A 14,099-nucleotide genomic window follows, 5' to 3' on the forward strand; every position below is an offset into this window, starting at 1 on the left:
CAAGGAATCATCATGTCAGAACTGAGCGTCAACGATCTTCATCTCGACTACGGCAGCGGCGCGTCCGCCAATCCGATTCTCAAGGGTGTCTCGATGCAACTGCAGCGAGGCGAAGTGGTAGCCCTGCTGGGCCCCTCGGGCAGCGGCAAGACTACCCTGCTGCGCGCGGTCGCCGGTCTCGAGTCGCCCAAGGCCGGCACCATCGATATCGCCGATCGGCGCGTCTTCGATGGCCAGCGCAAGCTGGAAGTGCCAGCCGAGGAACGCAATTTGGGATTGGTGTTCCAGTCCTACGCGCTGTGGCCGCACAAGACCGTGTTCGACAACGTCGCCTACGGCCTCAAGCTGCGCAAGCTGCCCGGCAGCGAGATCGCCAGCCGCGTCAACGAGGTATTGACGCAACTCGGCCTGGGACACCTGGGCGAGCGCTTTCCGCACCAGTTGTCGGGTGGCCAGCAGCAGCGCGTGGCGATTGCCCGCGCGCTGGTCTACAACCCGCAGGTCATCCTGCTGGACGAGCCGCTGTCGAACCTCGATGCCAAGCTGCGCGAGGAAGCGCGCGCCTTCCTGCGTGAGCTGATCGTGCGACTGGGCCTGTCGGCATTGATGGTGACCCACGACCAGGGCGAGGCGATGGCGATCTCGGACCGTATCCTGCTGCTCAACAACGGCAAGATCGAACAGCAAGGCACGCCGCAGAGCATGTACCAGACGCCGGACACGTTGTTCACGGCCGAATTCATGGGCAGCAACAATCGCCTGCCCGCCAAGGTACTGCAACGCGACGGCCAGCGCGTGACCTTGCAGGTTGAAGGCGGCACCGTGCAAGCCACCGCGCGCGGCACCAATACCGGCCACGAAGCCATCGGCATCATTCGCCTCGAGCAGGTTCGCATCAGCGATCAGCAAACTGATAACGCCATTCGCCTGCCGCTGTCGACCTGCATGTACCTGGGCGACCGCTGGGAATGCCTGTTCAAGCCCGACAACGCCGACAGCACCACCGTGGGCTTGCGCGCCTATGCGCCACAGAAACTGGCGCCGGGCGAATACTGGCTCACTTTGCCTGAACAGGCCTTGTGGGCGTTCTGAACCATAAAAACAATTTTCACCCAGGAGACCAGCAATGCAAAAGAAACACATGGCCGTCGCCCTATTGGCAGCCACCAGCGGGGTCGCAGCCGCCCAGAGCACGGTAACCGTCTACGGCCTGATCGACACCGGCATCGAATACGTCAATCACGCCAGCGCCACCGGCGGCAGCGTCACCCGCCTCAGTTCGGGCGCAATGAATACCTCGCGCATCGGCTTTCGCGGTAGCGAAGACCTGGGCGGCGGCCTGAAAGCGATCTTCCAGCTGGAAAACGGCTTCAAGCTCGATACCGGCGGCCTCGATGGCGACGCCAACCAGTTGTTCAACCGCCAGTCTACGGTCGGCCTGGAGGGCGGCTTCGGGCGCGTGGTGGCGGGACGCTCGTTCAGCACCACCTATGACTTCATCCTGCCGTTCGACCCCATGGGCTATTCCGGCCAGTATTCGTGGGTGACTTCGGCCGGCGCCACCGGTGCCCGCAAGGACGGCATGCCCACCGGCGTGTCGAACCTGGTCAAGTACCAGGGCACCTTCAGCGGCGTGAAAGTCGGCGCCATGTACGGTTTCGGTGAAGTCGCAGGCAGCACCCGGGACACCTCGAAGTACGGTATCGGGTTGGGCTATGACAATGGACCGTTCTCGGTGGCGACCACCTATGATCGCGTCAACGGCACTGCTGCAGTGTCCGGCGGCGCCTTCGACAAGAGCACCTCGGTGCACCTGGCTGCCGGATACCAGGTGATGGAGTCGCTCAAGTTCAGCCTGGGCTATCGTTACTACAAGCGTACCCTGGCATCGGGAGCGACGCCTCTGCGCAGTGATTTCTACTGGGGCGGCGCCACCTACAAGTTCACGCCGGCATTGAGCCTGATCGGCGCCGTCTACTACCAGAACCAGAAAAACCTGGCAGTCGATGCTGATCCGATCATGTATTCGCTGCGCTTGAAGTATGCGTTGTCCAAGCGCACCGACCTGTACGCCAGCGGCGCCTATGCCAAGGCCAAGAACAACCAGTTGGTGGGCGTGTCGCGCGACGACGTCGGCTTCGGCGACAGCCAGGTCGGCGTAACGCTGGGGATGCAGCACCGGTTCTGACGCCATCCAGTTTCACCCACGCTTGCCGCGCCGGCAGGCGTGGCGCTCCTGCCGATGTTCGCGCAACGCGAACGGATCCAGCCTCGGCCATGCCCTCAAAAAACTTGCCACTCTGACATCAGTCGATTCCCTATTCGACGGTCGCGCTTGAAAAGTGCAGGCAAAATCGCATCAGGTGAAAAACATGTCGCCCCACGCCACTCCTAATTCGGGGAAAATTGCGGCGCTGTCATTCACTGGGGCGTGAATGACAATGTCTTAGTCCAAGGAACACCAATGTCAGGTTTTTTCATCGATAGCACCATCGTCGGCAATCAGTTGCAAGGCGTCTACAACGGCGGCCTGGTCGCGCTGTCGCTGCTGGTGGCCATCTTCTCGGCCACCATGGCGTTGCAGACTGCTTCGGTGGCGCGCCAGACCAGCTTGCGCTGGCATCGCCATGTCGCCATCGCGACCGGCGCCCTGGCCCTGGGCGGCGGCATCTGGACCATGCATTTCATCGGCATGCTCTCGTTCGAATTGTGCACCTCGGTCGACTACAGCCTGGGCATGACTGCCCTGTCGTTCCTGCCGGCGGTGGCCGCCTCGTGGATCGCCCTGAACATGCTGTCGAAGATGAAGGTCAGCAATCTCCAGTTGCTGGCTGGCGGCGTGCTGGTCGGCGCCGGCGTGGGCGCCATGCATTACGGGGGCATGGCCGCCATGCGCACCGCCGCCGTGCTGCGCTACGACCCGGCGCTGTTCGCCCTGTCGATCGTGGTGGCCATCGTGCTGGCGACGATTTCGCTAGGCGTGCGCTTCAAGCTGCGCCGCATCCGCATGCACAAGATGACCCGCCTGGTGCTGGCCGGGACCATCATGGGCCTGGCCATCTCGGGCATGCATTACACCGGCATGGCGGCGGCCCGTTTCATCGGCGAGGCCACCGTCCGCCAGGGTTCTTTCTTCATCGACAGCACCTTTGCCTCGCTGGCCTTGTCAATGTTCACCATCACCATTACGGTGCTGGTGACTGCCACCAATGGCCTGGTGCGCTACCGCCAGACCTTCCGCCAGGTGCGCGAGAGCGAATCGCGCATCCGCGCCATCGTCGAGACGGCGGTCGACGGCATCATCACCATCAACGGTCGCGGCATCGTGCAAGAGATGAACCGTTCGGCCGAACGACTGTTCGGCTGGAGCGCGCAGGAAGTGGTGGGCAACAACATCAAGATGCTGATGCCCGAACCCGACAAGTCCTCGCACGACGATTACCTGCGCAATTTTCTCGACACCGGCTTGCCCAAGGTGATCGGCCAGGGGCGTGAAGTCAACGGCTTGCATCGCAGCGGCCGGCTGATTCCAGTGCGTCTGGCGGTGGGCCGGGTCGACCTGCCGGGTTCGCAGCTGTTCGTCGGTTTCGTCACCGACATCAGCGAGCGGCGGGCGCTGGAAGCCTCGTTGCGCGAGACGGCGCACAAGGCCGAACAGGCAGCCGAGGCCAAGACGTCCTTCCTGGCCAACATGAGCCACGAGATCCGCACCCCGATGAATGCCATCATCGGCTTCACCGAATTGCTGCTCAAGAACGAACTGGCGCCGCAGCAGCGCAGCCACCTGTCGATCGTGCACCAGTCGGCGCGCTCGCTGCTGGGGCTGCTCAATGACGTGCTGGACTCGACCAAGCTCGAAAAAGGCGCAGTGGCGCTGGAACAGATCGATTTTTCGCTGCGCGAACTGGCCCAGCAAGTCATCTCATCGCTGCGGTTGAGCGCCGAGAACAAGAACCTGGAGCTTTTTCTGGACTACCGCGAAGGCACGGTGCAGTACTTCAAGGGCGACCCGCTGCGCATCCAGCAGGTACTGACCAATCTGCTGGGCAATGCCATCAAGTTCACCCACAGCGGCCAGGTCAGCCTGTCGATCTTCGTCGATAGCGGCGCGGTCCGGCTGGACGTGGCCGACACCGGCATCGGCATGAACGACGAACAGTTGCAGCGCATCTTCGACCCGTTCTCGCAGGCCGACGCCAGTATCAGCCGTCGCTTCGGCGGCACCGGCCTGGGCACCACCATTGCACGCCAGCTGGTGGAGTTGATGGGCGGCGATATCCGGGTCGAAAGTACGCCCGGCCGCGGCAGCCTGTTCATGGTGTCGATCCCGCTGGAAGCCGGCAGCAAGCCATTGCAGCCGAATGCCTCGATCTCGGGCAGCAGCCTGCCGCCGATGCGGGTGCTGATCGCCGATGATGTTCCGCAGAACCTCGAACTGCTGTCGCACCTGCTCAAGGACGCCGGCCACCAGGTGGTCTGCGCCCATGACGGCGAGGAAGTGGTGACCAAACTGTCCGATGGCAGCCATTACGACCTGGTGCTGATGGATGTCCATATGCCCCGCGTCGACGGCCTCACCGCCGCCCGCCGCATCCGCAGCCTGGAGGCCGCCGCCGGTCGCCGCGCCATCCCCATCATCGCCCTGACCGCGAGTGTCATGGAGTCTGACCGGCGCGCCGCACGCGCGGCCGGCATGGACGGATTTGCCAGCAAGCCGCTCGACCTGCCGCGCCTGCGGGCCGAAATCCGCCGCGTGCTGGGCATCGAGAAACCCGCTGCCGCCATCGAGGCCGCACCGCCCACCCAGGATGCCCAGATCGACTGGCAGGCCGGGGTATCGCTGTGGGGCAGCAAGCGCCGCATGGCGGGCGCCATCCACGGCTTCCTGGCCGATCTGCAGCAGCGTCATCCGCTGCCGCCTTCCGGCGCCGAACTGGCGCAGCTGGACTGGAGCCTGGCGGCGCGCAGCCTGCACGGCATTCGCGGCGCCGCCGGCAACCTGGCCCTGACCCGGGTGGCGTCGCTGAGCGCCCGGCTGGAGTCGGCCGCCAAGCGGCGTGATGCTGACTTCCTGATGGGGCTGGCGCAGTTGCGGTTCGAACTGACGCTGGTACAGGCGGCACTGGCACTGGTCGAGCACGATCCGGTAGAGGCGCCGGCGACGGTTGAGACGAGCCCGCAGCAACGCGACCAGGCCGATCAACTGATCAAGGTGCTCGATGCGCATTTTGCGCGCAGCGAGCTTGACGAAGCCAGCTTCGTCAAGTTGCTGGGGTGGCTCGATAGCTGCGGCCGCGCCGAACTCGGCCAGGCGCTGCAAGGCAGTATCGACATGTTTGAGTTCGAGCGCGCCCGGGGGCTGCTGGCGCAACTCGTGGCCGATCTGGAAGAAGGCAAGGAAGAAGCATGAAATCGTACCGTGAAAACCGTCCCACGCTGCTGCTGGTCGACGACGAACCGACCAACCTGCAAGTGCTCAAGCACACCCTGCAGGACAACTATCGCCTGTTGTTCGCGCGGGACGGCGCCAAGGCGCTCGAACTGGCCGCCAAGGAGAAAATCGACCTGGCGTTGCTGGACGTGATGATGCCGGGCATGTCCGGTTTCGACGTGTGCCAGCAACTCAAGGCCAACCCGGCCACGGCCATGCTGCCGGTGATCTTCATCACGGCGCTGAGCGACACCGCCGACGAACAGCGCGGTTTCGAGATCGGCGCGGTCGACTACATCACCAAGCCGTTCAGCCCGGTCATCGTCAAGGCCCGCGTGCGCAACCACCTGTCGCTGGTGCAATCCGACAGCTTGCGCCAGACCCGGCTGCAGATCGTGCAATGCCTGGGCATGGCGGCCGAATACAAGGATAACGAAACCGGCATGCACGTGGTGCGCATGAGCCACTACACGCGCGTGCTGGCGCTGGCGGCGGGCTATAGCGAAGCCGATGCCGACGAACTGCTCAATGCCGCGCCGATGCACGACGTCGGCAAGATCGGGATTCCCGACGCGGTGCTGCAAAAGCCCGGCAAGCTCGATGCCGACGAATGGGACGTCATGCGCCGCCATACCGAGATCGGGGCCCAGATCATCGGCCACCATGACAGCGGCCTGCTGCAACTGGCCGGCGTGATCGCCATGCAGCACCACGAGAAATGGGACGGCAGCGGCTACCCGCTGGGACTGGCCGGCACCCAGATCGACCTGGCCGCGCGCATCGTCGCCATCGCCGACGTGTTCGACGCCCTCACCAGCGTGCGCCCCTACAAGAAAGCCTGGACGGTCGACGAAGCGGTGCAGCTGCTGCAACGCGACGCCGGGAAACACTTCGATCCCGAGCTGGTGCCGCTGTTCATCTCCTGCCTGCCGGAGATACTGGCGATCAAGGCGCGCTGGGCCGACGAGCCGCAGCCGCCTTCTGCGATCGCCAAGCCGGCAGACGCGCCCCTGCGGGCCCCGGCCGAGGCGATATCGGCAGCGTGATGGCCGCAGCCCGGCCATCCGAAAAAAAGGCCCGCTTGCGCGAGCCTTCAAAGCCTGCAGGCGGTGCCGCTGCCCGACAGGCATCCTTCAGTGGATGCTGATCAATCCATGCTGCTCATTCCTTGTTGCGGGTCACCGCAATCGGCTCGACCACGCTCAACAGCAATATCAGGCACAACGCGGCGGTACCCACCATGTACATGAAGACGGCGCTCCAGTCGTAGTTGTCCAGCAACAGGCCGACCGCCAGCGGCGCGCAGGCGCCACCGATCTGCCCGACCGAATTGACGATGCCGAACGCGGCCGGATAGGTCGACTTGGTGGCCAGCCCCATCGGGTAGGCCGAGTAGCCGGCGAAACCGATGCCCACCATCAGCCCCGCCACCACCAGCAAACCGGCCAGCAAGGCAGCGCTGTCGGGGGCGTCGATCAACAGCAGCAGCATCACCACGCTGCCGGCTGCCCCCAGCATCATCATCGGCTTGCGACGACCGCCCAGCAGCCGGTCCGAGATCACGCCGCCCAGCATGTTGCCGGCCACCGCGCCGATGAACGGCGCCGAGGCCAGGAAACCCATCTTGACCGAGGCAAAGCCCTTGACCGTCACCAGGTAGGTCGGGATCCACGACATGAACACATTGGTGATGCCGATCATGCAGCCATAGCCGATGGCCACGCCCAGGATGTTCCACGAGGTGAATACCTGGCGCAGCGTCTCCAGCCGGGGCACGCGGCGGGTGCGGTTGATGGCGTCCAGCCAGGGCATGGCCGTCACCTGCGCACCCTGCGACGGCTTGCTGCCGGCCAGGCTGGCGACCGCCGGTTCTTCCATGATGTAGCGCCGTTCGGCCTCGTTGCAGAAGCGGCTCTGGCTGGGCGAGTTGGTGACCATGAAGAACCACAGGATGGCCAGGAACACGCCCGGAATGGCGAACACATAGAAAATCTCGCGCCAGCCCCAGAGCTCGATGACCACGATGCAGACCGTCGGCACGATCAACGGCCCCAGCTTGGAGGCGGCGATCCACAGCCCCGTGGCGGTGCCCTTTTCCTCGGCCGGAAACCAGCGGTTGATGATATTGGTGCAGCCGATGCCCAGCGGCCCTTCGGACAAGCCCAGCCCGACCCGATACGCCTGCAGCAGGAACACCGATGAGGTCGTCGCCATCAAGCCGGTAAACAGCGAAGTCAGCAGCATGAATACCGAAAACAGGATGCCGGTGGTCCGTTCGCTGAGCCGCTTGTACATCAGTCCCACCGGGATCTGCACGATGCCGTAGGCGAACGAGAACAGGCTCACGATGAGCCCGGCCTCGGTGTTGCTGATGCCGTACTCTTTCTTCATGTAGGGCAAGGCGATGCCGAAGTTGGCGCGATCGGCGCAGGCGACGGCCCATACGCAGAAGATGAGGCCCATGACCACCCAGCGGTAGCTGGTGCGTTTTTGCTGCGTCGGCACGGCCGCCGCATGAACGATATCTGGCGATGTCAATTGCTTGTCTCCAATTTACTTGGTTCGCCGGGCTTGCTCATGGTCTCGCCATGGTGCCCGGATCGTGTTATCCGGCGGGTCTGGCCCACCGCTGCCAGCGATCATGGCCTGCCGTGCGGCGCGCCGTCCAATCCTTTCTGGGCATTAGCTGATGCACGGATTGAATCGATTGCAACCTCGCCTGCCAGCTGCCTGTTTCGTGAATCAGTTGATATCGAATCGGCATTGGACGCATGGCCTCAAATGCACGCATCATCGGCCCGCACTGTTGAAACGTTCCCTGGGGAGACATGAATTGAAACCGAACATCCTGCAACTGAACCCGATTCTCGTGCCGGCCATCAACGCCCGGCTCGACGCGCTTTATGTCATGCATCGCCTGTTCGAGCAGGCCGACAAGGATGCCTATCTGCGTGCCCACGGGGCCTCGATCAGCGGCGTGATCACCGGCGGCCATACCGGCATTTCAAACGCCATGATCGACAGCCTGCCGGGCTTGAAGGTAATTGCCGTCAACGGCGTGGGCACCGACGCGGTCGACCTGGCCTATGCCCGCAGCAAGGGCTTGCCGGTCACCGCCACCTTCGGCGCCCTGACCGAGGACGTGGCCGACCTGGCGATCGGGCTGATGCTATCGGTATGCCGCGAAATCTGCGCCGGCCACCGCTTCGTCACCAGCGGCGGCTGGCAACGCAATCCGCATCCCGGCGCCCTGCCGCTGTCGCACCGCCTGTCGGGCAAGCGGGTGGGCATCGTGGGCATGGGCAAGGTGGGGCGCGCCATCGCCCAGCGCGCCGCCGCCTTCAATTGTCCGATCGCCTATACCGACCTGCGCGCCATGGACGACCTGCCCTATCGTTTCGTGCCGGAGCTGCTGCAACTGGCGCGCGACAGCGATGTGCTGGTGCTGGCCGCCGCCGCCGACCGTGCCCAGGGCATCATCAATGCGGCGGTGCTTGATGCGCTCGGTCGCGACGGAGTGCTGATCAACATCGCCCGTGGCAAGCTGGTGGTCGAAGACGACCTGGTGCAGGCGCTGCAGCAGGGCCTCATTGCAGGCGCCGGACTGGACGTGTTCGTGGATGAGCCCAACGTGCCGCCGGCCCTGTTCGAGATGGACCGGGTCGTGCTGCAGGCGCATCGCGCCAGCGCCACGGTGGAGTCGCGTACGGCCATGGGCGAGATGGTCCTGGCCAGCCTGGCGCAAGGCCTGGCCGGCCAGCGTCCCGAGGGCAGCCTGACGACCTGACCGGCGGCGGGCATGCGGGCCGGCTTTGCCTATAATGCAAGGTCGGCTTTTTTATTTTCATTCAGGCAAACATGCTCGATCTGGCCCAGGTGCGTTGCTTCGTGGTAGCAGCGACCGAACTCAATTTTCGCCGTGCGGCGGCGCTGCTGAACATGACGCAGCCGCCGTTGAGCCGTCAGATCCATCTGCTCGAGCACAAGCTGGGCGTGCAATTGTTCGATCGGGTCGGTCGCACCGTGCGCCTGACGCCGGAAGGCCGGGTCTTTCTGGCCGATGCGACGCGCCTGCTGGCGCTGTCGGAGCAGGCAGAAAGCGCCGTGCGCCGCGCCAGCCAGGGCAAGACCGGCCGCGTGCGGGTGGCCTTTACCGGCGCGGCCGGCTACGAACTGATTCCCGAACTGCTGGTGGCGGCGCGCCAGGCGCTGCCCGAGATCGACGTGGTGCTGTTCGAGCTGATTTCGGTGGCGCAGATCGAGGCTTTCGAGGCCAATACCATCGACATCGGCTTTCTGCGCCCGCTGCCTTCGCGCCAGCACCTGCAGGTGGAACTGGTCGACCAGGAACCGCTGATACTGGCCCTGCCACGCGGCCACGCATTGGCCGCCCATGATGAGATTGCGTTGCCCCAGTTGCAAGGGCATCCGTTCATCATGCATTCGCCCAACCACGGCAAGTATTTTCACGAACGCATCATGGCCATGCTGGCCGCCGCCGACGTCACCCTGGATATCGCCCAGTACATCGATCAGACGCCCACCATCCTGTCACTGGTACGCGCCGGGCTGGGTATCGGCATCCTGCCGGCCTCGGCCCGCCGCTTCCATTACGACAAGGTCGAATTCAAGCCGCTGGCGGGCGCCACGCCGGCCGCCGAGATGAGCATGGCCTGGCGCGGCGACCAGGACAATCCGGCCGTCACCGCATTTCGCCGCATGGCCAGCGAGCACTTCGCGCGCCGCCGGCCATAGGCCTACATCGCCTTGGTCAGGCCGATGGTGCGTTCGATCAACACCAGCGCACCCACCGCCAGCACGATGAACAGGGCCGAGACCGCGTTGACCACCGGGTCGAAGGTCTGGTCGATGTAGGTGAAAATGCGCACCGGCATGGTCACCGTGCCCGGCGCGGTCAGGAACAGGCTCACCGATACTTCGCCAAACGAGGTCACCGCAGCGAACACGGCGCCGGCCACGATGCCCGGCCGGATCAGCGGCAAGGTCACATGCATGAAGGTGTAGGCCGGCGTCGCCCCCAGGTTCTGCGACGCGGTTTCGAGTCGCCGATCCATGCTGGCCAGGCTGACGCTGACGGTGCGCACCGCATACGGCAGCGCCACCAGCGTATGGCCGATGGCCAGGCCGAGCATCGAGCCGGCCAGTCCGGCCCCGGTCAGCACATACAGCAATGCAATGCCCAATACCACCTGCGGGATGATCAGCGGCGACAGCACGAAGGCCTGCAACAGGTCACGCCCGCGAAACTCCAGCCGCGCCAGCGCATAGGCCGCAGTGGTGCCGAGGATGGTGGTCAGGGGTGTCACCACCAGCAACAGCCAGGCGCTGACCTGCAATGCCCGCAGCCAGGCGCCGTTGTCGATGAAGGCCTGGAACCAGCGCAGCGAGAACGACTTGGGCGGAAACTGCGGATACGCCTCGGGACTGAACGCCGACAGGAAGATCACCAGCACCGGCAGCAGCAGGAACAGGTAGACCAGCCCGCCGGCGACCGTACCCAGCCAGCGCCAGGGGCCGCCGGGTGCGACCGGCATCAATTCACGATCAGTGGCCATAGACGCGACGCTCCCAGTTCTTTTGCACGGCGCTCATGGCGGCCGCCACCGCCGCCGTGACCACCAGCAGGGTCAGCGACAAGGCCGCCGCCAGCGGCAGGTTGGCGATCTGCAGCGCCTGCTGGTAGATATTGATGGGCAACAGCGGCTGCAAGCGTCCGCCGATCAGTAGCGGCGTGACATAACTGCCGGCGGCCAGCGCGAACACGATGATGGCGCCGCTCATCATGCCCGGGATCGTCAGCGGCAGGATCACGTGCATGAAGGTATGGCGGGCGCCCGCGCCCAGGCTGTGCGAGGCGCGCGGCAACGACGCCGGTATCTCGCCCAGCGACGTGGCCAGCGGCAATACCGCAAACGGCAGCATCACCTGCACGTAGGCCACGATGACCGCTTTCATGTTCCACAACAAGGCCAGCGGCGAATCGATCAGCCCCAGCTTGCGCAGCACGTCGTTGATGAGGCCGTTCTGGGCCAGCAACACGATCCAGGCGAAGGTGCGGATCACCACGCTGGTGAGCAACGGCGAAATCAGGATCACGTAGAGCACCGTGCGCCAGGTGCGGCTGCGGGTATTGACCAGCAGCCATGCCGCCGGCCACGCCAGCAGCACGCACAGAATCGCGGTGAGGCCGGCCACCCACAAGGTGGTCAGCAGCGCGTCCAGGTAGCCGGCGCTGGTGAACACCTTGATGTATTGCGAAAAACCGTAGCTGGGCAACATCATGAGCATGCCGTCGACGTCGCGCAGGCTCAGCATCACCAGCAGGATGCCCGGCACCACCAGGAACGCCGCCAGGAACAGCATGCCCGGGGTCAGCAGCAACCACGCAAAGGGGGTGCCGGCGGCCGCAAGCCGGCTCATGCGCCCGCTCCCTCGGCCGGCAGCACCGCCAGATCGCGGGCCTGCCACGACAGGCGCACCCGCACACCCGGCTGCGGCAGTTGGGCGAACAGGCCTTCGGTGGCCGCCACCGACAACACGCCGCCGCCGTCCAGGCCAACCGTCAGGTGCAATTCGGCGCCGGTGTAACTGGCTTCGCGCACCGCGCCCTCGACGCTGTTGGGGCCGCTGACGGCGCCATCGGCCTCGGCCAGCTCGATGCGCTCGGGCCGCAGCAGGAACAGCGGCGACTGGCCGCCCGCGCCATCGCTGGCCAGGCGCAGCGGCACGCCCTCGGCGCTGAAATGCCCGGTCGCCGTGAACACGCCACCGCCCTCGGCACGCGCCGCGATCAGGTTGGCCTGGCCGACGAACTCGCCCACGAAACGGTTGGCCGGTTCGCGGTACAACTGCAGGGGCGTGCCCACTTGCTGCAGGTGACCACTGCCCAGGATACCGATGCGATCCGACAGGCCCAGCGCTTCCTGCTGGTCGTGCGTGACCATCACGGTGGTGATGCCGACATCGCGCTGCAGGCGACGCAACTCGGCCTGCATCTCGCGGCGCAACTTGGCGTCCAGGTTCGACAGCGGCTCGTCCAGCAGCAACACCTGGGGCCGGATCGCTAGCGCCCGCGCAATCGCCACCCGTTGCTGCTGGCCGCCCGACAACTGGTGCGGCATGCGCTGCGCCAGTTCGGACAACCGCACCAGGGCCAGCATCTCCTCGACCCGGGCCGCAATCTCACGGCCCTTCTGACGCCGCACGCGCAAGCCATAGGCCACGTTGTCGAACACATTCAGGTGCGGGAACAGCGCATAGCTCTGGAACACCATGCCGATGTCACGCTGGTGCGGCGGCAGGCGCGTGATGTCGCGCCCGCCGATCACCACGCTGCCGCTGGTGGGTTCGAGAAACCCCGCCACGATATTGAGCAGCGTGGTCTTGCCGCAGCCACTGGGGCCCAGCAGCGAGAAGAACTCGCCCTGGGCGATCGCCAGGTCCACGCCATCCAGCGCCTGCAGGGCGCCGAAGCGCCTGGTTACGCCATGGATGTCGATTGCACTCATTTACCGTTGCCCAGTGCCTGCGCCCAGCGGGTGCTCCAGTCGGCGACCTTGGGGGTAGCAGTCTCGTAGTCGATCCAGATCAGCTTCTTGTAGGCTTCTTCGCCCACTTGCACCTTGCTCTTGAGGTCGTCGTTGTATTGCACGTCCTGGTTGGTCATGCCGTAGAGCGAGCCATCCGAGAACGATTTCTGCACCTTGTCGCTGGACAGGAAATCGACCAGCTTGTAGGCATTGGCCAGGTTAGGCGCGCCCTTGGCGATGACCCAGTTGGCCGCGCCCACTACGGGACCGTCGGTCGGATAGGCAAAGCCGACCTTCAAGCCGCTCTTTTGCAGCGCGAACACGCGACCATCCCAATACGGCACGACCCATGCATCACCCCGTTCGAGCAGTGTCTGGATAGCGCCCGGGCTATCCGGGAAAGCCACTGCCTGGCCCTTGAGCTCGGCCAGCTTGGCGAAGGTCTTGTCGATGTCGGCGTCGTTCTTCAGCTCGCCACCCAGCGCGTGGGTCAGGCCGGCAAAGAATTGCAGGCCGGCGGCATAGGTCGGCGAAGAAATCGCCACGTGGCCCTTGTACTCCGGGTTCCACAGGTCGAGCCAGCTCTTGGGCGGGGTCTTGACCAGGTCGGTGCGATAGGCCAGGCCCAGTTGGCCCAGGCTGAAGGCAGCGGCATAGGTCTTGCCGTCGCGGGTGAACTTGTCCTGCACCGAAGGGTACAGCTTGGCCAGATTGGGGATATTGGCCGCTTCCAGTGGTTGCAGCAGGCCGGCAGCCGCCGCGCGCTGGACCGAATCGGGCTGGAACACCACGATGTCATAGGCCGGATTGTTGCCATTGGCGGCACGCAGCTTGGCCAGCCATTCGGCATCGGCACCGGGCACGATCTCGACGTTGATGTTGTGGTCCTTGGCGTATTGCTCAAGGCCGGCGGCGCGGATGTTCTTTTCCCAGTCGCCGCCGTAGACGCCGATGACCACCTTGTCGGTGGCGGCTGGCGCCGCCGCTGCCGCGCTGGCTTGCGGCGCTTCGGGTTTCTTGTCGCCGCAGGCAGCCAGTACGGCTGCCGCCAGCAGGGTCACTACCAGGGTCGGAATAAGTCGGATCGATTTCACGCGGTTCTCCAGATGTTGTTTGAT

12 protein-coding genes are annotated in these 14,099 nt (G+C 64.9%); 7 read left to right on the forward strand and 5 right to left on the reverse strand.

Annotated elements, in window-relative coordinates; all coding sequences use genetic code 11:
* The first annotated feature begins 12 nt into the window (after positions 1-12).
* The 4 genes from LBW87_RS06770 to LBW87_RS06785 all read left to right on the forward strand — a co-directional run bounded on the left by LBW87_RS06770 (position 13) and on the right by LBW87_RS06785 (position 6,477).
* A complete protein-coding gene (locus LBW87_RS06770) occupies positions 13-1,092 on the forward strand; it encodes an ABC transporter ATP-binding protein (protein ID WP_225200678.1) in 1,080 nt (359 codons plus the stop codon).
* Between the two features lie 34 nt (positions 1,093-1,126).
* A complete protein-coding gene (locus LBW87_RS06775) occupies positions 1,127-2,188 on the forward strand; it encodes a porin (RefSeq protein WP_225200679.1) in 1,062 nt (353 codons plus the stop codon).
* A 276-nt stretch (positions 2,189-2,464) separates the two neighbouring features.
* Complete coding sequence (locus LBW87_RS06780) at positions 2,465-5,410, forward strand: MHYT domain-containing protein (RefSeq protein WP_225200680.1); 2,946 nt, start codon at positions 2,465-2,467, stop codon at positions 5,408-5,410.
* Entirely contained in the window at positions 5,407-6,477 is a 1,071-nt protein-coding gene (locus tag LBW87_RS06785; protein ID WP_225200681.1) for a two-component system response regulator, read from the forward strand. Before LBW87_RS06780 ends, LBW87_RS06785 begins: the two co-directional genes overlap by 4 nt.
* Before the next feature lie 115 nt (positions 6,478-6,592).
* Here the strand turns inward: LBW87_RS06785 and LBW87_RS06790 are convergent, their stop codons facing one another.
* Positions 6,593-7,969 (reverse strand): MFS transporter, encoded by a 1,377-nt coding sequence (locus tag LBW87_RS06790; RefSeq protein WP_225200682.1) that lies wholly within the window; start codon positions 7,967-7,969, stop codon positions 6,593-6,595.
* Between LBW87_RS06790 and LBW87_RS06795 the strand changes: the two genes are divergently transcribed.
* The 3 genes from LBW87_RS06795 to LBW87_RS06805 all read left to right on the forward strand — a co-directional run bounded on the left by LBW87_RS06795 (position 7,946) and on the right by LBW87_RS06805 (position 10,186).
* Positions 7,946-8,263 carry a hypothetical protein gene (locus tag LBW87_RS06795; RefSeq protein WP_225200683.1) on the forward strand — a complete coding sequence of 106 codons (318 nt, stop codon included), beginning with the start codon at positions 7,946-7,948 and terminating at the stop codon, positions 8,261-8,263. The genes LBW87_RS06790 and LBW87_RS06795 overlap by 24 nt on opposite strands.
* Before the next feature lies 1 nt (position 8,264).
* Entirely contained in the window at positions 8,265-9,218 is a 954-nt protein-coding gene (locus LBW87_RS06800; RefSeq protein WP_225200684.1) for a 2-hydroxyacid dehydrogenase, read from the forward strand.
* Positions 9,219-9,289: 71 nt separating this feature from the next.
* A complete protein-coding gene (locus LBW87_RS06805; protein ID WP_225200685.1) occupies positions 9,290-10,186 on the forward strand; it encodes a LysR family transcriptional regulator in 897 nt (298 codons plus the stop codon).
* A gap of 2 nt (positions 10,187-10,188) precedes the next feature.
* On the opposite strand, the gene LBW87_RS06810 is transcribed toward LBW87_RS06805, so the two are convergent.
* From LBW87_RS06810 to LBW87_RS06825, 4 genes are read right to left on the reverse strand one after another with little or no spacing between them, the layout of a single operon-like run.
* Positions 10,189-11,007 carry an ABC transporter permease gene (locus LBW87_RS06810; RefSeq protein WP_225200686.1) on the reverse strand — a complete coding sequence of 273 codons (819 nt, stop codon included), beginning with the start codon at positions 11,005-11,007 and terminating at the stop codon, positions 10,189-10,191.
* A complete protein-coding gene (locus LBW87_RS06815) occupies positions 10,997-11,872 on the reverse strand; it encodes an ABC transporter permease (RefSeq protein ID WP_225200687.1) in 876 nt (291 codons plus the stop codon). Before LBW87_RS06815 ends, LBW87_RS06810 begins: the two co-directional genes overlap by 11 nt.
* A complete protein-coding gene (locus LBW87_RS06820) occupies positions 11,869-12,960 on the reverse strand; it encodes an ABC transporter ATP-binding protein (protein WP_225200688.1) in 1,092 nt (363 codons plus the stop codon). Before LBW87_RS06820 ends, LBW87_RS06815 begins: the two co-directional genes overlap by 4 nt.
* A complete protein-coding gene (locus tag LBW87_RS06825) occupies positions 12,957-14,075 on the reverse strand; it encodes an ABC transporter substrate-binding protein (protein WP_225200689.1) in 1,119 nt (372 codons plus the stop codon). Before LBW87_RS06825 ends, LBW87_RS06820 begins: the two co-directional genes overlap by 4 nt.
* Between the last annotated feature and the right edge of the window lie 24 nt (positions 14,076-14,099).

The organism is Herbaspirillum sp. alder98, from assembly GCF_020179755.1.
Taxonomy (GTDB): Bacteria; Pseudomonadota; Gammaproteobacteria; order Burkholderiales; family Burkholderiaceae_D; genus Herbaspirillum.